Origin of the sequence: Maritimibacter fusiformis (assembly GCF_008086115.1) — a bacterium.
Lineage (GTDB): Bacteria > Pseudomonadota > Alphaproteobacteria > Rhodobacterales > Rhodobacteraceae > Muriiphilus > Muriiphilus fusiformis.
Genome location: NZ_VSIY01000003.1, coordinates 577902 through 596719, shown reverse-complemented (window position 1 = coordinate 596719; position 18818 = coordinate 577902). Strand labels below are relative to the sequence as shown.

Annotated in this window: 19 protein-coding genes; 10 read left to right on the top strand and 9 right to left on the bottom strand. The window is 66.5% G+C overall.

Features of this window, described 5'->3' with window-relative positions; all coding sequences use genetic code 11:
* Window positions 1-15 precede the first annotated feature (15 nt).
* The 6 genes from FVF75_RS03580 to FVF75_RS03555 are packed head-to-tail and all read right to left on the bottom strand — an operon-like array spanning window position 16 to window position 5297.
* The gene (locus tag FVF75_RS03580) at window positions 16-750 is read right to left on the bottom strand and encodes an ABC transporter ATP-binding protein (protein ID WP_148376359.1); all 735 of its coding nucleotides are present in this window, start codon (window positions 748-750) and stop codon (window positions 16-18) included.
* Window positions 744-1511 carry an ABC transporter ATP-binding protein gene (locus FVF75_RS03575; RefSeq protein ID WP_148376358.1) on the bottom strand — a complete coding sequence of 256 codons (768 nt, stop codon included), beginning with the start codon at window positions 1509-1511 and terminating at the stop codon, window positions 744-746. Before FVF75_RS03575 ends, FVF75_RS03580 begins: the two co-directional genes overlap by 7 nt.
* On the bottom strand, window positions 1505-2365 hold the full coding sequence (locus FVF75_RS03570; RefSeq protein WP_148376357.1) for an ABC transporter permease: 861 nt from the start codon (window positions 2363-2365) through the stop codon (window positions 1505-1507). The genes FVF75_RS03575 and FVF75_RS03570 overlap by 7 nt, the downstream gene beginning before the upstream one ends.
* A complete protein-coding gene (locus FVF75_RS03565; RefSeq protein ID WP_148376356.1) occupies window positions 2358-3296 on the bottom strand; it encodes an ABC transporter permease in 939 nt (312 codons plus the stop codon). The genes FVF75_RS03570 and FVF75_RS03565 overlap by 8 nt, the downstream gene beginning before the upstream one ends.
* A gap of 57 nt (window positions 3297-3353) precedes the next feature.
* Window positions 3354-4898 carry an ABC transporter substrate-binding protein gene (locus FVF75_RS03560; protein ID WP_148376355.1) on the bottom strand — a complete coding sequence of 515 codons (1545 nt, stop codon included), beginning with the start codon at window positions 4896-4898 and terminating at the stop codon, window positions 3354-3356.
* Window positions 4899-4934: 36 nt separating this feature from the next.
* Window positions 4935-5297 (bottom strand): hypothetical protein, encoded by a 363-nt coding sequence (locus FVF75_RS03555; protein ID WP_148376354.1) that lies wholly within the window; start codon window positions 5295-5297, stop codon window positions 4935-4937.
* A gap of 105 nt (window positions 5298-5402) precedes the next feature.
* Here FVF75_RS03555 and FVF75_RS03550 point away from each other — a divergent pair, with 105 nt between their 5' ends.
* Complete coding sequence (locus FVF75_RS03550; protein ID WP_148376353.1) at window positions 5403-6767, top strand: MFS transporter; 1365 nt, start codon at window positions 5403-5405, stop codon at window positions 6765-6767.
* 9 nt (window positions 6768-6776) lie between these two features.
* On the opposite strand, the gene FVF75_RS03545 is transcribed toward FVF75_RS03550, so the two are convergent.
* Window positions 6777-7778, bottom strand: coding sequence for a diaminopropionate ammonia-lyase (locus tag FVF75_RS03545; protein ID WP_246137983.1), 1002 nt, complete (start codon window positions 7776-7778; stop codon window positions 6777-6779).
* 308 nt (window positions 7779-8086) lie between these two features.
* On the opposite strand from FVF75_RS03545, the gene FVF75_RS03540 reads away from it, so the two are divergent.
* On the top strand, window positions 8087-8896 hold the full coding sequence (locus FVF75_RS03540; RefSeq protein WP_148376351.1) for an IclR family transcriptional regulator: 810 nt from the start codon (window positions 8087-8089) through the stop codon (window positions 8894-8896).
* Here FVF75_RS03540 and FVF75_RS03535 read toward each other — a convergent pair.
* Both FVF75_RS03535 and FVF75_RS03530 read right to left on the bottom strand, forming a co-directional pair.
* Window positions 8853-9917 (bottom strand): Gfo/Idh/MocA family protein, encoded by a 1065-nt coding sequence (locus FVF75_RS03535; RefSeq protein WP_148376350.1) that lies wholly within the window; start codon window positions 9915-9917, stop codon window positions 8853-8855. The genes FVF75_RS03540 and FVF75_RS03535 overlap by 44 nt on opposite strands.
* Window positions 9914-10366, bottom strand: a complete 453-nt coding sequence (locus FVF75_RS03530; RefSeq protein ID WP_148376349.1) for a MaoC family dehydratase — start codon at window positions 10364-10366, stop codon at window positions 9914-9916. The genes FVF75_RS03535 and FVF75_RS03530 overlap by 4 nt, the downstream gene beginning before the upstream one ends.
* A gap of 114 nt (window positions 10367-10480) precedes the next feature.
* Between FVF75_RS03530 and FVF75_RS03525 the strand changes: the two genes are divergently transcribed.
* The 8 genes from FVF75_RS03525 (at window position 10481) to FVF75_RS03490 (ending at window position 18816) form a co-directional block, all read left to right on the top strand.
* Complete coding sequence (locus tag FVF75_RS03525) at window positions 10481-11044, top strand: MaoC family dehydratase (protein WP_222861184.1); 564 nt, start codon at window positions 10481-10483, stop codon at window positions 11042-11044.
* The gene (locus FVF75_RS03520) at window positions 11037-12173 is read left to right on the top strand and encodes a type 2 periplasmic-binding domain-containing protein (protein ID WP_148376347.1); all 1137 of its coding nucleotides are present in this window, start codon (window positions 11037-11039) and stop codon (window positions 12171-12173) included. Before FVF75_RS03525 ends, FVF75_RS03520 begins: the two co-directional genes overlap by 8 nt.
* Window positions 12170-13408 (top strand): CaiB/BaiF CoA transferase family protein, encoded by a 1239-nt coding sequence (locus FVF75_RS03515; RefSeq protein ID WP_246137982.1) that lies wholly within the window; start codon window positions 12170-12172, stop codon window positions 13406-13408. The genes FVF75_RS03520 and FVF75_RS03515 overlap by 4 nt, the downstream gene beginning before the upstream one ends.
* A gap of 25 nt (window positions 13409-13433) precedes the next feature.
* Window positions 13434-14753 (top strand): extracellular solute-binding protein, encoded by a 1320-nt coding sequence (locus tag FVF75_RS03510; RefSeq protein WP_148376346.1) that lies wholly within the window; start codon window positions 13434-13436, stop codon window positions 14751-14753.
* Between the two features lie 87 nt (window positions 14754-14840).
* Window positions 14841-15740: a carbohydrate ABC transporter permease gene (locus FVF75_RS03505; protein WP_148376345.1), complete on the top strand. Its 900-nt coding sequence runs from the start codon at window positions 14841-14843 to the stop codon at window positions 15738-15740.
* The gene (locus FVF75_RS03500) at window positions 15737-16594 is read left to right on the top strand and encodes a carbohydrate ABC transporter permease (protein ID WP_148376344.1); all 858 of its coding nucleotides are present in this window, start codon (window positions 15737-15739) and stop codon (window positions 16592-16594) included. Before FVF75_RS03505 ends, FVF75_RS03500 begins: the two co-directional genes overlap by 4 nt.
* A gap of 6 nt (window positions 16595-16600) precedes the next feature.
* Window positions 16601-17695, top strand: coding sequence for an ABC transporter ATP-binding protein (locus FVF75_RS03495; RefSeq protein WP_148376343.1), 1095 nt, complete (start codon window positions 16601-16603; stop codon window positions 17693-17695).
* Entirely contained in the window at window positions 17695-18816 is a 1122-nt protein-coding gene (locus FVF75_RS03490; RefSeq protein WP_148376342.1) for a mandelate racemase/muconate lactonizing enzyme family protein, read from the top strand. The genes FVF75_RS03495 and FVF75_RS03490 overlap by 1 nt, the downstream gene beginning before the upstream one ends.
* Window positions 18817-18818 lie beyond the last annotated feature (2 nt).

Below are 18818 nucleotides of genomic sequence, written 5' to 3'. Positions count from 1 at the left end.
CGCGACGGGCAACGCCTACCTCGCGGGGTCGAGCGTCTCGGCATAGGCGCGCGACAGCGGATGGGTGGCCCGTGCGGCGAAGTCGGGCATCGGGATGTCCTCGATGATCCGGGCATCGTCCAGAACCAGTATCCGGTCGGCCAGTTGGCGCAGGGGTGCGAGGTCGTGGCTCACGATCAGCATCGCCAGCGATGTCGCGCGGTGGACCCGGCGCAGCAGTCGAATGGTGCTGACCTGCGTGGCCAGGTCGAGCGACGACAGCGGTTCGTCAAGGATCAGGATATCCGGTTCCGCGGCCAGCGCCCGGGCCAGGGCGATGCGCTGGCATTGGCCGCCGGACAGCGAATGCGGGCGCCGGTGCTGCATGGCGCCCTCGACCCCGAGGTCGTTCAGGATGTCACCGGCGCGCGCGGCGCGGGTTGCCGCCGGTCCGAGCGCGAAGCCGTTCAACGTTTCGCGCACCGTGTCGAGCGCCCCCAGAAACGGGCTGAGCGACTGGGTCGGGTCTTGCCACAGGTATTGAATGCGGCGTCGGGCCTGCCCGCTGCCCGGCGTGACCGCGACTCCGTCCAGCCGGATCTCGCCGCTGTTGGGCGCCTCCAGCCCGACCAGACAGCGCGCCAGCGTCGACTTGCCGGCACCGGAGCGGCCGATCAGCCCGACGACTTCCCCGGGCCGGATCGACAGGTCCACCTGCGCCAGCACCTCGTGCCCGTAGAAACGCTTGCAAAGGCCGCGAACCTCTAGCATGCGCCTTGCAGCGCATGGGCTGCCTCGGCCAGTTGGCGTGCGGCGCGCGCGGGAGATAGCGACAGGTTCGACACCGATGCGTTCTCGACCAGCCGCCCGTGCTCCATGACCAGCACGCGCCCGGCCACCTCTTGCACCGCGCGCAGATCGTGGCTGATGAACAGGACCGCCGCGCCGGTTTCGTCGGCCATGGTGTTGAGCGCCGCGAGCACCTCGCGTTCTGTCAGAACGTCCAGCCCGGTGGTGGGTTCGTCGGCGATCAGGATGCGCGGGCGCAGGATCAGGGCCATGGCGATCAGCACGCGCTGTTTCATCCCGCCCGATAGCTGGTAGGGGAAAAACTCCGCCACCCGCCGCTCCAGCGCCACCGCATCCAGCGCCGCCGCGACAGTCGCTTTCGCCTCGACCCCGGCCAGCCGTGCGGTCTCGGTCAGTTGGGTTCTGATGCGCCGGCCCGGGGTAAGGGCGGTGCCGGGGCTCTGGAAGATCTGAAAAATCCGTTCGCCGCGAACCCGCCGCCAGGACGCCGCGGAGAGGTCCAGAACCTCGCGCCCATCCAGCCGCACCGATCCGCCGGACACCCTGAGCGGCGGGCGCAGCAGTCCGCACAGCGCGCCTGCGGTCAGGGATTTGCCGCACCCGCTTGCACCGACCAGGCCGACACGCTCGCCCGGGGCGAGGTCGAAACCGACCCGGTCGAGCAGCGGGCGGGCGACCCCGCAAGTGATCGTAAGGTCTTTTACCGAAAGCGCTTTTACCATAGATACGGCTCCCTCTTGTCCAACAGTTCACGCAACCCCTCGCCAACGAGGTTGAAGGCCAGCACGGCCAGGGTCACCGCCAGCCCGGGGGCCAGCAGCATATGCGGCGCCTGCGCAAAGAACGGCCGCGCCTCGTTCAGCATCGCGCCCCATTCCGGGGTCGGGGGCTGCACCCCGATCCCGAGAAAGCTGAGTGCCGACAGGGCCAGCAGGACCGAGGCGGTTTCCAGCGAGATGATGACGGCAAGCGGCGGCAGAACCTGCGGCAGGATATGGCGCAGCACCACCCGCATGCGCGAGGCACCGCCCAGCCGCGCGGCATGGACGAAATCGCGCTGGCTTGCCGACAGCACCAGCGCCCGGACCAGCCGCGCGTTGGACGGCCACCAGGCCGCCGCGACGCCGATGATCGAGGCCTCCAGCGACGCGCCCATGAACCCGATCACCGCCAGCGCCAGCACCAGCGTGGGAAACGCCATGACGATATCGGCCAGCCGCATCATCACCATGTCGACCCGCCCGCCCGCCAGCGCGGCGACGATGCCCCACGGCAGCGAGATCACCAGGATCGCCGTCATCGTCACCAGAGCGGCCCCGAGCGACACCGGCACAGCCGCGATCAGCCGCGACAGCACGTCCCGGCCCAGGTGATCGGCGCCAAGCGGATGCTCCGGCGACGGTGGCGCGAGGCGGGCAAGCAGGTTCATCTTTTCGGGCGGCGGCAGGTCGAGCAGCAGGGGCGACAGGCCCAGCGCGAGGAATGCCGCCATCAGGACCAGCCCCAGGATCAGGCCGACCCGCCCGCTGCCGATGCCAAGGCGAAGGGCCGGAATGCGAAGGGTGCGCTCACTCATGCCCGAGCCTCCGGCGCAATTGCGGATCGGCCAGGATCACGATTATGTCCGCGATCAGGCTGGTGGCGAAAAAGATCAGCCCCATGAACACGAGATAGGCCTGGATCACCGGGAAATCGCGCTGCGCGATGGCCTGAAGGATAAGCTGCCCGAGGCCGGGCCAGCCGAAGATGCTTTCGACGATGACCGCCCCGCCGAGCAATGCGCCGAAGGTGTTGGCCCAGGCCGTGGCCAGCGGCCCGAGGATGCGCGGCGCGATATGGGTCAGCATGATGCGCAGGGGATCAAGCCCCTTGGCGATGGCAAGGCGCACGTGGTCCTCGCTTTTCTCGGCGCGCACCCGTTCATAGACGACGCGCCCCAGCCCCGCCCCGGCGCCGAGGCTGAGGGTCAGCGCAGGCAGCACCAGGTCCGGCAACGACCCATCGCCGACCAGCCGGGTCCAGCCGAGGTTGAGCACGAACACATGGATCAGCAAGAGCGCCAGCCAGAACGAGGGCACCGAGACCAAGAGGATGGTCAGCCCGCGCAGGCCAACGCCGGTCACGCGGTTGCCCGCCACCGCGAAGGCGCCAAGCGCAAGCGAGATGACCACCGCGCCGACCAGCGCGCTGACGGCCAGCGCCAGCGTGGCGGGCAGGTGAATGGCGATCTCCGACATCACGCTGCGCCCGGTGGCGACCGAGGTGCCGAAGTCGAACCGGACCGCCCGCATCAGCCAGTCGAAATAGCGCGGCAGGAACGGCTTATCGAGGCCGAACTGCGCCTGCAGCGCGGCAATGTCCTCGGGTTCCGGCACGATGCCCATGGCGCGAAGCTCCATCATCACCGGATCGCCCGGCGCCAGCGCGACGATGGCGAAGGCAACGAAGCTCATGCCGAGAAGGGGCGGAATGGCGGCCGCCAGGCGGATGAGGAAAAAGCGCAGCATGGACAGATCCGTTTGGGCGGAGCCCCGCGCGGGGCTCCGTGTTGCTGATGCGGCGATCTACTGCGCGAACGTCACGCGCCCGTAGTCGATCCAATCCTCGTATTCGGACATCGGAACCTCGATGCCCGGACGCGACAGGGCAAAGTTCGGCACCATCAGGATCGGGATCGCCACCAGGTCGTCCTGCACGATGGCGCGGTGCGCCCGGCGCACGAGGTCGATCACCGCGTCACGGGTCTGCGCCTCGCGGGCCTGACTTAGCAGTGCGTCCACATGCGGTCCGGGGGCAAAGAACCTGTAGCCGCCCCAGGGCGTGCCGGTGGTGAAGATGTTGTTGAGCAGGTAGGTCGGGTCGGTGTTGTTGTTCGACGCGAACTCCAGGAACAGGTCGGCCTCGCCGGTGTCGAGATAGGTCGAGCCGTAGACGCCGCTGTCGTCCACCTCGACCAGGTCGATCTCGACGCCGACCGCGGCGAACATCTGCTCGAGCATCTCGGGCATCGGTTTCACGGTCGAGACGTTCGGATAGGCCGCGACCAGCCGCAGGCCGAGCTTGCGCCCGTCTTTCTCGCGCACCCCGTTGCCGCCCATCGTCCAGCCCGCAGCGTCGAGCATTTCGCCAGCCTTGGCCGGGTCGAAGCCGAAGCCATCGGTGTGGTCGTCGCCAAGGTTGAACATCCAGCCCGGCAGCACGCCCTTGGCAGGCACGCCGTGCCCGGCATAGAGCACACTGGCGAGGGTCTCGCGGTCGACCGCCCAGGCCAGCGCCTCGCGCACCTGCCGGTCCTGAAGGATGTCGAACGGAGCCTCGCCGTGGATATTGGTCATCAGCGCCACGTAGCGGATCGGGCGGCTTTCATGCAGCACCACCGAGCCGTCCTGCGGCATCGACAGCAGCATCTGCGGGGTCACCTCTCCGATCACGTCGATCTCGCCGTTCTGCAACGCCATCAGCCGGGCGTTGTCGTCGCCGATGAAGCGGAACGTCAGCCGGTCGACGCTGGGCGCATCGCCCCAGTAGTCGGGGTTCCTGACCACGGTCAGCTGCTGTTTCGGGTCATAGCTGTGCAGCAGGTAGGGCCCGGTGCCGACCGGGTTCGCGGCGCGATCGTCGGACGGACCGAACAGCGACGTGGCCCGGTGCGTCATGTTCTCGATCACCAGCGCCGAGCCTTTCTCGGAGCGAAAGCCGATCGCGTGGTCGCCCAGCCGGACAAAGCTGTCCTGGTCGATCTGCAGGAAGTCCGATTTGCCCTGGTCATAGAGCCTCAGCGCGGCGATGGCGCTGTCGGCATCGAACGGCGTGCCATCGGAAAAGGTCACGCCCTGGCGCAGGGTGATTGTATAGGCGCCATCGGCATAGTCCCAGGTTTCGAACAGCAGCGGGCTGGGCAGGAAGTTCGCATCCGGCCGCACCGCCGTTTCGACGATCTGGGCCGCCGGGCGCCGGGTGGTGAAGGTGAAGTTGTCGTCGGCGACCGAATACCGGTCACGCTTGATTGCAACAGTGAGCGAGGTTTCGGCCCGTGCCGGCGCAAGCGCGAGGGGCAAGGCAACGAGGGCAGCCGTGGCAAGATGCACGGCCAGACGGATATTGGGCATTGGCAAGTCCTTGTGAGGTCTGACGTTGGTTCGAAGTCAACTCACAAGGGGTGGGGCGCGGGCGTTATTGGGAAGCCACAGCCGGCGTTGCGCCAGTGGCGCGGGCTGCAAATCGGTCGCGCGCCGGGACGCGGACTGGTCGAATTCAGGGGCTTGCGGCGGCTCTGGTGTCAGGCTGGCGATCTGCGCGGCGAAGAAATCGCAGCTCAGATCGCGTTCCTCGCCCTCGTCCTGGCCAAGCGCGATCTGCACGGACCGGGCCTCGCCGGCCCCGCACAGCACGTAGGTGATGGTGTCGCCCTCGGTCACCAGCATGGTGCCGGGGGGGCGGATCATGACGCTGGCAAGGATCGTCAGGGCCATCAACAGCCGCAAGACATTCCCTGCACTTGAGCGCATCGCCACCTCCTGCCGCCGAAAGGCGGACCGGAAAAAACGTAACACGGCCCCCGCCTGCGTCACTCATGCCATTGTGTCGCATCTGCAATCTTCTAATCTCTGCGCATGAACGGCGCCCTGTCCAACCGCACCTATCGCCGGCTTTTGCTGGCGCAGATCTTCTCGGTCCTGGGATCGGGCCTGACGACGATTGCGCTGGGCCTGTTGGCGTTTGAACTGGCCGGGGGCGACGCGGGCGCGGTGCTGGGCACGGCGCTGGCGCTCAAGATGGTGGCCTATGTCGGCCTCGCCCCGATCGCCGCCGCAATCTCGGCGCGCCTGCCGCGCAGGCCGTTCCTGATCGCGCTCGACCTGGCCCGCGCCGCGATGGTGCTGGTCCTGCCGTTCGTGACCGAGATCTGGCAGATCTATCTGCTGGTGTTCGGTTTTCAGGCATTTTCGGCGGCCTTCACGCCGACGTTCCAGGCCACGATCCCCGATATCCTGAAAGACGAGGCCGACTATACCCAGGCCCTGTCGCTGTCGCGCCTGACCTATGACCTCGAATCGCTCATCGGCCCGCTGATCGCCGGGCTGGTGCTGGCGGTGTTCTCGTTCCATGTGCTGTTCGTCGGAACAGCGATCGGTTTTCTGGCCTCCGCCGCGCTGGTGTTCAGCGTGGCGCTGCCCCGGCGAACCGCGGCATCCGTGCCGGCGCCGTTTCGCAAGCGGGTGACGCGCGGCATCTGGATCTACCTCGCCACGCCACGCCTGCGCGGGTTGCTGGCGCTCTATGTCTCCGTCGCCGCAGGCACCGCGATGGTCATCGTCAACACCGTGGTTCGGGTCAAGGGCGATCTCGGCCTCGGCGATGAGATTGTCGCGCTCTATTTCGCGGCAAGCGGTATCGGCTCGATGACGGTCGCCTTGCTGCTGCCCCGGCTTCTGGGCAGGATTTCGGCCCGCCCGGCGATGCTTGCCGGGGCGGCGGTGGTGACGGTCAGCCTGGTGCTGGCCGCGTTCGTGCCGGGCATGATTGGCGGGCTGGCGATCTGGGCGGCACTTGGCGCAGGGGCGTCGCTGGTTCAGACCCCGGCGGGCCTGCTGATCACCCGGTCGTGCAACGAAGAGGATCGTCCGGCCCTGTTCGCCGCGCAATTCGCGCTGTCGCACTCCGCCTGGCTTTTGGCCTATCCGCTTGCCGGTCGGCTTGGTGCCGCGGTCGGCTTGCCGACCACGTTTCTGGTCATGGCCCTGCTGTCGGCTGCCGCCTCGCTTCTGGCCGTTCGGCTGTGGCCGTCCTTCGATCCGCGCGAGATCGAGCACGAACATGCCGCGGTCGAACATGCCCATGCCCACGGCGACCCGACCCACCACCATGCGGATGCGTCAGGGTCGGACCGGCCAGTCCAGCACCGCCACCCGCCGGTTCGCCACCGCCACCCCTTCGTGATCGACGATCACCACCCGGTCTGGCCGTCGAACCTGTAGCATCCGGCGTCAGGCGTCTTCCGGCCCCTCGGAGGCGACGATCAGGCAGGTCGCATCGGCGGGCAGGTCGAGGAGGCGCAGCGCCGCCATCCCTGCCGCGCCGCTGGGTGTGGTCGCGATCCCGGCCTGCGCCAACGCCCGGACCGCCTCTGTGGCCTGGGCGTCGCTGATCGTCACGAAGGTGTCTGCGGTGTCGCGCAGGCTCTCGAAGGCCAGCATCGACGCCTCCTTGCAGTCGAGCCGCCCCATGATCGACACCGGCCCCTCGGCTGGCGTGAGCTTGCCCGCCTTGAGGCTTTGCATCAGGCAAGGCGCGGCGTCGGGTTCGACCACGACGATCTCGGGCTGTCGCGGCCAGGTGGCGCGGATATGGGCCGCCAGCGCGGCGGCCAGCCCGCCGACCCCGGCCTGCACCACGACGTGGCTTGGCCATGTGCCCAGCGAGGCAAAGCTCTGGCGGCATTCCTCGGCCAGCACCATGTAGCCTTCCAGCACCAGCGCCGGTGGCGCGGTGTAGCCCGGCCACGACCCGTCCGCGAGATGCAGCCAGCCGCCCGCCTCGGCCAGCCTTATCGCCTCGGCCACGCTGTCCTCGTAGGAGCCATCGACGCGGATGACCTCGGCACCCTTGCCGCGGATGCGCGTGGCAAAGGCTTCGGGGGCGGCGGCGGGCAGCAGGATCGCCGCATTCGCGCCGAAGATCTTTGCCCCGGCAGCCACCGACAGGCCGTGATTTCCGGCGCTGGCGGTGACGAAGGTCAGATCGCTTGCCACCGCCACGGCCTCGGGCGCGCGCGGGTCGGACACGCCGGCCCGGTCGAGGATCATCTGCACCACCGCGAAGGCCCCGCCAAGCGCCTTGAAGCTGCCTAGCTGCATCCGGGCGGTTTCGTCCTTGACCCACAGCCCGGCCAGACCGAGCGCGCGGGCCAGGTCCGGCGCGCCTGTCAACGGGGTCGGCTGGTAGACGGGACAGGCGCCGAGCAACGCCAGCGGACGGTCGGCGGACACACGAAATCCGGGCGGTTGCGGGTTGGGCGGAAGGGGAGTGTTCGAATGTTTCATCTGGACAGTATGGCAGGCTTTTCTGACGTTTGGGGCGGCAATCGGGAACGCGGTCGCAACCCGGACCTTTTCGCGCATTTCCGGTGGTTTCGCAATCGACGCGCACCCGGCGCCTTCACGGTCGACGATGCCCAGTCACACCCGGATCGGGTCGATATCACCCGCTCCGGGTGTGAACGCTTTACCCCGACCTGCAAACGCCTACACTCGCACCGGCCAACTCATTCCCGTCACAGCCCGCGCGTGGACACCAGATGAGCGACGAACAGAAGAAATACACCGCGCCCGCGCTCGAGAAGGGCCTCGACATCATCGAGCTTCTGTCGGGCGAGGAGATCGGGCTGAGCCTGTCGGACATCGCGCGCGCGCTGTCACGCTCGGTGGGCGAGATTTTCCGCATGCTCGCGGTGCTCGAGGCGCGCGGCTACGTGGCGCAGGACAGCGCCACCGGGCGCTATGTGCTGACCACGTTCCTGTTCGAACTGGCCCACAAGCTGCCCATCGTGCGCCGCCTGACCTCGATCGCCGGACCACGGATGCGCACGCTTGCCAGCGAGATCCGGCAGTCGGTCCACCTCGGCCTGATCGCCGGCAACGAGGTGCTGGTGGTCGGGCAGGTCGACAGTCCGTCCAACAACGTGATGAGCGTGCGGCTCGGGGCCAAGATCGAACTGTGGAATGCCTCGAGCGGCCGGGTGATCCTGGCCTTTCTGCCGCCTGAACGGGTCGACGAACTGCTGACCACGGTGCCCTTGCCGCAGGGCGTCACCCGGGCGGGGCTGGAGGCCGAGTTCGCCAAGATCCGCGAGATCGGCCACGAGGTGCGCGACAGTTTCGTGGTGCGCGGCGTGGTCAACATCTCGGCCCCGGTGTTCGACCATTCCGGCACCCCCGCCGCCGCGCTGACGGTGCCGCATATCGAGCGGGTCGGCGACCCGGTCGGCTTTGCCACCTGCGTCGAGAAGGTGGTGCAGGCGGCGCGCGAACTGTCGGTCGCGCTGGGCGCGGGCGGCAGCGGTGTCAGTCCAGCACCAGCCCCACCGCGGGCACCTCGAGCGACTTGAAGCAGGCCTCGACCAGCGCCATCGTTTGATAGCCGTCCTCGGTCGAGGCATAGAGGTGGTCGTCCTCGCCCGCGTCGAAGCGTTGCAGGTTGCGCATCGTGCCCATGAACGAGTCGATGAACCATGACCCCTCAAGCGGTATCTGTTCCCACTCGCCGCCGTTTTTGCAAAACCACAACTCGTCCGCCTCGCCGTTGGGGTAGTCGTAGCAGACGCCGAGTTTCACCATCATCGCGCCTTCGGTGCCCTCGAACCGGAACCACGCCGACTGGAACTTGCGCCCGCATTGGTGGTTGTGGTTGATCGACATCACCGCGCGCAACCGGTCGCCGTAGTCGAGGATCGCCGTCGTCCGGGTCTGGGCGAAATCGGCGGCGCGCGGGTCGCGCATCGAGCGGGCGAAGGCGGCGTCCGGGTTCCCCGCGATGGCGCGGATCGTGTCGAGGTAGTGGATCGAATGCACCGCGATCTCGACGCGATCCATCGGGATCAGGAAAGGAAACAGGGTCCACGGCGTGAAGATGTTCAGATGCACCTCGACCTCGAGCAATTCGCCCAGCACGCCGCGTTCCACCGCGTCCTTGACCGCCATCATCATCGGAGAAAACCGAAGCTGGAAGTTCATCGCGCTTTTCAGGCCCTTGTCGCGGCAGATCTGGCGGATCTGTCGGGCGTGGTCCTGATCGCTGCCCATCGGTTTCTGGATCAGCACCGCCGCGCCGTCGGGCAGGGCGGGCAGGATATCGGTGATCGCGTGCGGCGGCACGGCCACGTCATAGACCGCATCGGTGCCGTTGTCGTCCACCGCCTCGGCCAGCGTGGCGTAGACATGTTTCAGGTCATGGTCGCGCGCCAGTGCCGCGCGGCGCTCGGCGTCGAGGTCGGTGACGCCCTTCACCGGGATGCCGGCCTGGGCATAAGCGGGCAGGTGGGCGTCGCGCACGATGCCGCCGGCGCCGACGATGATCACCGGCTTGGGCTTTGACGGTGCCGGCCAGCTTTGCCTGAGATCCAGTGTCATTTCGCGTCCCCCTTCATTTCGACGATCAGGATATGCTCGACATACATCACCGTCTTGCCGTGCTGGTTGGTCACGTCCTTGGCCTCGATCACCCGACCGAAACCGGGGCGTTTTTCGTCGACCTCCTTGGACTTGACCGTGACGGCGGTGCGGATGGTGTCGCCCGCAAAGACCGGATTGGGAAAGCGCAGCCGGTCATAGCCGTAGGACATGGCGCGCGGGTTGATCTCGGTCGCGGTCAGGCCGATGCCGATGGCGAAGGTCATGGTGCCATGGGCGATGGGGCGTTTGAAGGGCTGGGTCTTGCAGAACTCGACGTCGACATGGTGCGGAAAATAGTCGCCGGAATGCCCGGCATGAAAGACGATATCTGTCTCGGTGATCGTTCGGCCGGTCGTGTGCCTAACCTCGCCGACCACGTAATCCTCGAAAAACTGTTCTCTTTCCATACGCTAGTCCCCGGTCGGTTGTTCCGTTGATTTCATATATACAAAAATCTTTGACATGTGAAAAGAGCCATGTGAGACTTTCCGAAACGCGACCGAGTCGTGATGGGGGGAGACATGGCCGAAATCGGAGTGCATCCACGCAGCCTGCCGGGACTGCCGGAGGACCACGCCGAAATCCCGGTGTGGAATTCCGAGGACTGGTATTACGAGGACTTCGAGATCGGCGACAAGATCCGCTCGATCCGCCGCACCATTTCCGAAGGCGAGTCGATGCTGTTCAACTCGCTGGTGATGGACCACCACCCCTATGTGTCCGACCAGGAGTTCGCCGCGCAGGCGGGCGTGTTCGGCAAGCGGCTGGTGGCGGGCGCGATGGTGTTTTCCTACGGGCTGGGGCTGGCGGCGACCAATTGCCTGAACTCGTTTTCCTACGGCTACGACCGGCTGCGCTTCATCAAGCCGGTGTTCATCGGCGACACGATCTACACCATCCGCGAGAACCTGGCCAAACAGGTGCACAGCGCCGAGATGGGCAAGCTGCGGGTCAGCTATTCGGTCTACAAGGGCGAGGGCGAACTGGTGCTCTATGCCGAGCACCTGCTGACCGCGCTCTATCGCGACCCGAAGCCGTTCGAGGAAGAAGCCCGCAAGGTGCAGGAGGCCAGGAAACGTGGCTGATCCGGTGCACCTCAAGGGCATGACCTGGGATCACAGCCGGGGGTTCGACCCGATGCTGGCGACCTCGGCGGCGTATGGCGAGGCGCATCCCTGCGTGACCATTTCCTGGGAAAAACGCTCGCTCCAGGCCTTCGCGGACCGGCCGATTGGCGAAATGGCGGATGCCTACGACCTGATGGTGATCGACCACCCGCATGTGGGCGAGGTGGCCGGTTCGGGGCTGCTTTTGCCGTTCGACGGGCAGGGGCGCGACGACGATCTGGCGGCGCTGGCAGCGCAGTCGGTTGGGGTGTCGCATCCGTCCTACGAATTCGACGGGCGGCAATGGGCGCTGGCGATCGACGCCGCGACGCCGGTGGCGGCTTACCGGCCCGACCGGATCGACGAAGCCCCGACGCGGTGGGAAGACGTGCTGACGCTTGCGCGCAGCGGTGAGGTGGGCTTCGCGCTGATCCCGATCAATGCGCTGATGTGCTACCTGGGGCTGGCCAACAACAAGGGGTTCGCCGTGGCCGAGGGCGACCGGCTGATGGCACCGGAACACTCCGTCGAAATCCTCGAAGCCCTGCGCGAGATCGTGGCGCTGGTTGATCCGCGCTGCCTGACGCTGGACCCGATCGGCATCTACGAATGGATGGGGCGCAGCGTCGATGCGCCGGCCTATTCGCCGTTCGGCTATGGCTACACCAACTACAGCCGCGACGGATACTGCCGCTTTCCGCTGGTCTTTGCCGACGCGCCGGGGTTCGGCGACAACGGCCCGCGCGGCACCGTGATCGGCGGCACCGGCATCGCGGTGTCGGCCCGTTCGGCGCATCGCGAGATCGCCACGGACTATGCCTTCTGGATCGCCGGGGCCGAGTGCCAGAAGGGGCTGTTCTTCGAGGCCGGCGGCCAGCCCGCCAATGCCGTGGCCTGGGACGATGACGCCTGCAACGCCGCCAGCCGCGACTTTTTCCGCAACACCCGGCAAACGCTCGAGACCGCCTATCTGCGCCCGCGCCATGACGGCTACATGGGGTTTCAGGAGCGTGGCGGCGATCTGGTCCATGCCTGCCTTCGCGGCGACGCGAGTGTCGCGGCCACCGTCGACCGCCTGCAATCCGCCTGGGAGGACAGCCTCAAGTGAAATCCCTGCCGCAATCTCAACGCCCGCTCGACGGGCTGGTGGTTCTGGATTTCAGCCAGTTCCTGTCGGCGCCGCTGGCCACGCTGAAACTGGCCGATCTGGGCGCGCGGGTCATCAAGGTCGAGCGTCCCGGCATCGGTGATCTGTGCCGCAACCTCTATATCTCGGACACCGATATCGACGGCGACAACTCGCTGTTCCACGCGATCAATCGCAACAAGGAAAGCATCACCGCCGACCTGCGCGAGCCCGACGACCGCGAACGTCTGCGCGCGCTTTTGAAAACCGCCGACGTGATGGTGCAGAACTTCCGCCCCGGCGTGATCGAGCGGCAGGGCTTTGGCTATGACGCGGTGCGCGAGATCAATCCGCGCATCGTCTACGGCTCGATCTCGGGCTATGGCGAAGAGGGCGAGTGGAAAGACCTGCCGGGCCAGGACCTGCTGGCGCAGGCGCGCTCGGGCCTGTTGTGGCTGACCGGCAGCCGCGACGATCCGCCGATGCCGATGGGGCTGGCGGTGGCCGACATGCTGGCCGGCAACGCGCTGGCGCAGGGCATCCTTGCGGCTCTGGTCGGGCGCGGCATCCACGGGCGCGGCGCGCTGGTTCAGACCAGTCTGCTGGAGGCGATGGTGGATTTCCAGTTCGAGGTTCTGACCACCCATCTGAACGATGGCGGGCGTCTGCCGGTGCGCGGTGCGGTGAACAGCGCGCATGCCTATCTCGGGGCGCCCTACGGCGTCTACGAGACCGCCGACAGCTTTCTTGCCGTGGCGATGACGCCGTCGTTGCAGAAGCTGGCCGAGCTGATGGGAATCGACGGCCTGTCGCAATACTACGACGACAAGCACGCGATGATGCGCCAGCGCGACGAGATCAAGGCGGTGATGGCCGGGGCGATCCGTGAGAGGACTACCGCCGAGTGGCTGGCGATCCTGCAACCGGCCGACATCTGGTGTTCCGAGGTGCTGGACTGGCCGCAATTGATGGCCAGCGAGGCGTGGAAGATCCTGAGCCTCGAGCAGGAGATCCGGCGCAATGGCGAGGTGCGGCTCAACGCGCTGCGCGGGCCGCTTCGGATCGACAATTGCACATTGAAATCGGACCGCGCCGCACCTGCGCTGGGCGCGGACCGGGACAGGATATTTGACGAACTGCTTTCCGATAACTTGCCGGGGGAAAGCGGTGCAAAGGCGGCGCCCGCACGGGAGGCGGGCGCGTTTGAGGAAAAGTGACCGGCAAACCTACGGGAGGACGACCATGAAACATACGACCCTGAAACTGCTTGCGGCGACCGCATTGGTGCCGATTGGCCTGACGGCCCCGGCGCTGGCCGGCGACTTCGACGGCTATACCTTGCGGGTGAAACTGATCGGCGGCGCGCAATACGAGCCGCTCTATGCCGAGATCGAGAAATGGGAGGCCGAGACCGGCGCGACCGTCGACATCCTGTCGCGCAAGAACCACTTCGAGCTGGACCGCGAGATCAAGCAGGACATCGCGGCGGGCACGCTCGATTGGTGCGTCGGCTCGAACCACACCAGCTTTGCGCCACAATACGGCAACATCTACCGCGACCTGAACGAGCTGCTCGACCCGGCGGTGCTCGCCGAGTTCCAGCCGCTGGCGCTGGAAAACTCGACCGTCGACGGGCGGCTGGTGCAACTGCCGCGCCACTCGGACATCTCGAACCTCTACTACCAGAAATCGCTCTACGAGGACGAGGACAACAAGGCGGCGTTCCTGGCCGAATACGGCTATGAGCTTGCCCCGCCCGACACCTGGGACCAGGTCAAGGACCAGGCGCTGTTCTTCGCCAATCCGCCCGATTTCTACGGCACGCAATACGTCGGCAAGGACGAGGCCATCACCGGCCGGTTCTACGAAATGCTGGTGGCCAATGGCGGCGCGCTGTTCGACGAGGACTGGAACCCGACCTTCAACTCGCCCGAAGGCGTGATGACGGTGCAGTGGTTCAAGGATCTCTACGACGCGGGCGCGGTGCCGGCGGGGGTGATGAACTACCTGTGGGACGACACCGGCGCGGGCTTTGCCTCGGGGACGGTGGCGCTGAACCTCGACTGGGCCGGCTGGGCTGCGTATTTCAACGACCCGGACGCCTCGCAGGTCGCGGGCAACGTCGGGCTGGTGCGCGCGCCCAAGGGGGCGGCGGGCATCCGCTCGGGCTGGTCGGGCAGCCACACGTTCTCGATCACCGAGTCCTGTGACAACCCCGAGGCGGCGGCGTCGTTCATCACCTTCCTGACCGACCACGACCGCCAGATGGTCGAGGCGCGCACCGGCCTGTTGCCGACGCGGCAATCGGTCTGGGATGCGGTCAAGGCCGAGTTCCTGGCGGAGGGAAACGAGTTCCAGGCGATGGTGTCTGAGACCTACGCCCAGTCGATGGCCGAGGATGCCTTCACCCCGCCGCTGATCGAGCCCTGGATCGAGGTCTCCAACGAGATCTGGCCGGCGCTGCAGGCGGCGATCCTAGGTGAAAAGTCGATCCAGGATGCACTCGACGATGCCGCCGAGGCGGCGGGCGAGATCATGGAAGACGCGGGCTACCGGAACTAGACCGTTCCTCCCGGCGGGGCGGCGGCTTCGGCTGTCGCCCCTGCCGTCCACCCGATGACCCGAGCCCTCTGACCCAAGGTGCTGCCCATGCGCTGGCGCGCGGAAAAACACACACCGTTCCTGCTGCTGTCACCGGCGATCCTGACGATCCTGTTTGTCGTCGCGATCCCGCTGGCGTTCTCGCTCTATACCAGCATGACGCCCTACAAGCTGACCAAGCCGGACACGATCAACACCTTCGTGGGCCTGCGCAACTATGTGCGGCTGTTCAGTGACGACAAGTTCTGGTGGGCGTTCGGGCGCACCATCCTGTTTCTCGCCGTCGCGCTCAACCTCGAGTTTATCCTCGGGCTTGGCATCGCGCTTCTGATCAACCGCATCACCTGGGGCCAGCGCACGCTGCGCACCATGATGATGTTTCCCATGATGTTCTCGCCGATCCTCGTGGGCTTTCAGTTCAAATACATCTTCAATGACAATATCGGCATCCTGAACAACGCGCTGCAGGCGCTGGGCATCACCGATGGCTCGATCGCCTGGCTGGTCGACAAGCCCCTGGGCATGATCTCGATCATCACCGCCGAGGTCTGGATGAGCACGTCGGTCTTTGCCATCCTGCTGCTGGCGGGGCTGTTCGCGATGCCGCGCGACCCGCTGGAGGCGGCCAAGGTCGATGGCTGCAACCCGTGGCAGGTGTTTCGCCATATCACCCTGCCATTCCTGATGCCGTTCGCCTTCATCGCGATGACCATCCGTTCGCTCGACGTGGCGCGGGCCTATGACATCGTCGACGTGATGACCGGCGGCGGCCCGGCGGGGCGCACCGAGGTGCTTTGGACCCTGATCGCGCGGGTCGGATACGACAATTCCAAGATGGGCGAGGCCAATGCGATGGCCTATGTCTCGACGCTGCTGTCGGTGGCCTTCACCTATTATTTCTTCACCAAGCTGGTGGCGGCCCGCCGTTACATGGGAGGTGCGGAATGAGCGGTGCGTTGAAAAAGCGGCTGTCGAAGATCGCCACCTGGATCGCCACCTTCCTTTTGATGATCGTGATGGGGGTGCCGGGCCTGTGGGTGGTGCTGTCGGCCTTTCGCCCCAATCGCGAGATCATGGCCAAGCCCGCGATCTGGATTCCCGAAAACCCGACCTTCTCCAACTTCGCCGCGATCTTCGGCTTCGGCGATGCCCAGGTCGCGATCCCGGTGCTGAGCTACTTCACCAACTCGATGATCATCGCCTCCACCTCGACGGTGATCGCGCTGATGATCGGCATGTCGGGCGGCTATGCCTTTGCGCGCTTTCGCTTCCGCTTCAAGAACTCGCTGTTTCTGGGGCTGATGCTGTCGCGCGCGGTGCCGGGGATCGCGCTGTCGCTGCCGGTTTTCATGATCTGGTCGAAACTCGGCCTGATCGACGCCAAGCTGGGCATGATCATCGTTTACGTGGCGCTCAACGTGCCCTTCACCATCTGGCTGATCGACGGCTTCTTTCGCCAGATCCCCAAGGAAATGAACGAGGCCGCGCAGGTCGACGGCTGCACCCGCTGGCAGGCGTTCTGGAGGATCGAGTTTCCGCTGGCCCGCTCGGGCATCGCGGCGGCGGGGGTGTTCGCCTTCCTGACCTCGTGGAACGAATACGCGCTGGCAAGCCAGTTGACCCGCTCGACCGACTCGAAAACCCTGCCGGTGGGCCTGATGGACTTCACCGCGCAATTCACCATCGACTGGGCGGGCATGTGCGCGATGGCGGTGATCATCATCGTCCCGGCGCTGATCCTGACCTTCCTTGTGCAGAAACACCTGATTGCCGGGCTGACCTTCGGCGGCGTGAAAGGATAGAGACCCTTGGCGAGCATCAACCTGAACACCGTCGTCAAACGCTATGGCAAGACCGAGGTCGTGCACGGCATCAACCTCGACATCGCGCATAACGAGTTCGTGGTGCTGGTCGGGCCGTCGGGCTGCGGCAAGTCCACCACGTTGCGCATGATCGCGGGGCTCGAGGACATATCGGGCGGCGAAATCCGGATCGGCGACGTGCTGGTGAACGATCTGCCGCCGCGCAAGCGCAACATCTCGATGGTGTTTCAGAACTACGCGCTTTATCCGCATATGTCGGTGCGCGAGAACCTCGGCTTCGGCCTCAAGATCGCCAAGCGCCCGCCCGACGAGATCGTCCGCCGTGTCGATGAGGCCGCCGACATTCTGGGCCTCACCGAGTTGATGGAGCGCACGCCCGCCGAACTGTCCGGCGGGCAGCGCCAGCGCGTCGCGATGGGCCGCGCCATCGTGCGCCAGCCCGGCGCGTTCCTGTTCGACGAGCCGCTTTCGAACCTCGACGCCAAGCTGCGCGTGCAGATGCGCACCGAGATCAAGAAGCTGCACCAGAAGGTCAAGACCACGGTGGTCTACGTCACCCACGACCAGGTCGAGGCGATGACGCTGGCCGACCGCATCGTGGTGATGAAGGACGGCCATATCGAGCAGGTCGGCACCCCGATGGAGGTGTTCAACCACCCGGTCAACACCTTCGTCGCCAGCTTCATCGGCTCACCCCCGATGAACCTGGTCCCGGCCCGGATCGCGGGTGGCGAGGTGGTGCTGGCCGACGACACCCGCCTGCCGGTGCCCGGGCGTCTGGCGGGCCGGGTGACGGACGGGCAGGAGGTGATCCTCGGCATCCGCCCCGACGACATGACGCCCGTCGGCCACGGCATCCACGACAGCGGCGAGGGCGCGATGCTGTCGCTGCCGGTCGAACTGGCCGAGCTTCTGGGCACCGAAACCCTGATCTACACCCGCCTGGCCGGGCAGGAGGCGCAGGGCAAGATGTTCGATCCGCGCGATGTCGAGCCGGGCGAGGTGCTGGAGTTCCGGGTCGCGCTCGACAAGGTCCACCTGTTCGACGCCGGCACTGGCCGTTCGGTAAGGCTCGACTGATGGCCCGGATCGTCGCAGCCGAGATCCTGATGATCGACCTCGCCCCCAAGGTCGAGCGGGTGGACGCGATCCAGTCCTTCGTCAGCCAGGAAACCCCGATTGTCCGCATCACCGACGCGGACGGGCAGGTGGGGACCGGCTACAGCTATACCATCGGCACCGGCGGCAAGGCGATTGTCAGCCTTCTGGCCGAGACACTCGTGCCCCGCCTCATCGGGCGCGAGGCCGAGGAGATCGACGGCATCTGGCGCGATCTACTGTTTAGCACCCACGCCACGGCGGTGGGCGCGATCACCTCACTGGCGCTGGCCGCGATTGATACGGCACTCTGGGATCTGCGGCTCATCCGCGCCGGGCTGCCGCTCTGGCGCATGGCCGGGGGCGCGCAGCCCTCCGTTCCGCTCTACACCACCGAGGGCGGCTGGCTGCATCTGCCGACGGAGGCTCTGGTCGCGGATGCGCTGGCGATGAAAAAGGCCGGGTTTTCCGGCGCCAAGCTGAAGATCGGCAAGCCCTCCATCGCCGAGGACCGCGCGCGGCTGTCTGCGGTGCGCGATGCGGTGGGCGACGATTTTCGGCTCATGGTCGACGCCAACCAGGCGTTCTCGCTGGCCGAGGCGCTGCGCCGCGCCGACATGCTGGCCGACCTTGGCATCCACTGGTTCGAGGAACCGATGCCGGCGGATGACGTCGGCGCGCACCGCCAGCTTGCCCGCCAGTCGCGGGTGCCGATTGCGGTCGGTGAAAGCATGTATAGCCTCAGCCAGTTCAAGGACTACCTCGAGGCCGGCGCCTGCAGCGTCGTGCAGGCCGATGTCGCCCGTGTCGGCGGCATCACCCCCTGGCTCAAGATCGCGCATCTGGCCGAGGCGTTCAACGTGCCGATCTGCCCGCATTTCCTGATGGAACTGCATGTCAGCCTGGTCTGCGCCGTGCCCAACGCCCCGACGCTGGAATACATCCCGCAGCTTGACGAGGTGACGCGCGCGCCGCTCGACATACGCGACGGCCAGGCGCATCCGCCGAGCGCGCCGGGCATCGGCATCGACTGGGATTGGGACGCGGTCCGGGGTCGGATCGTGGCCGGAACGCAGCATCATTTCGGACAGAAAGGAGCCTGACA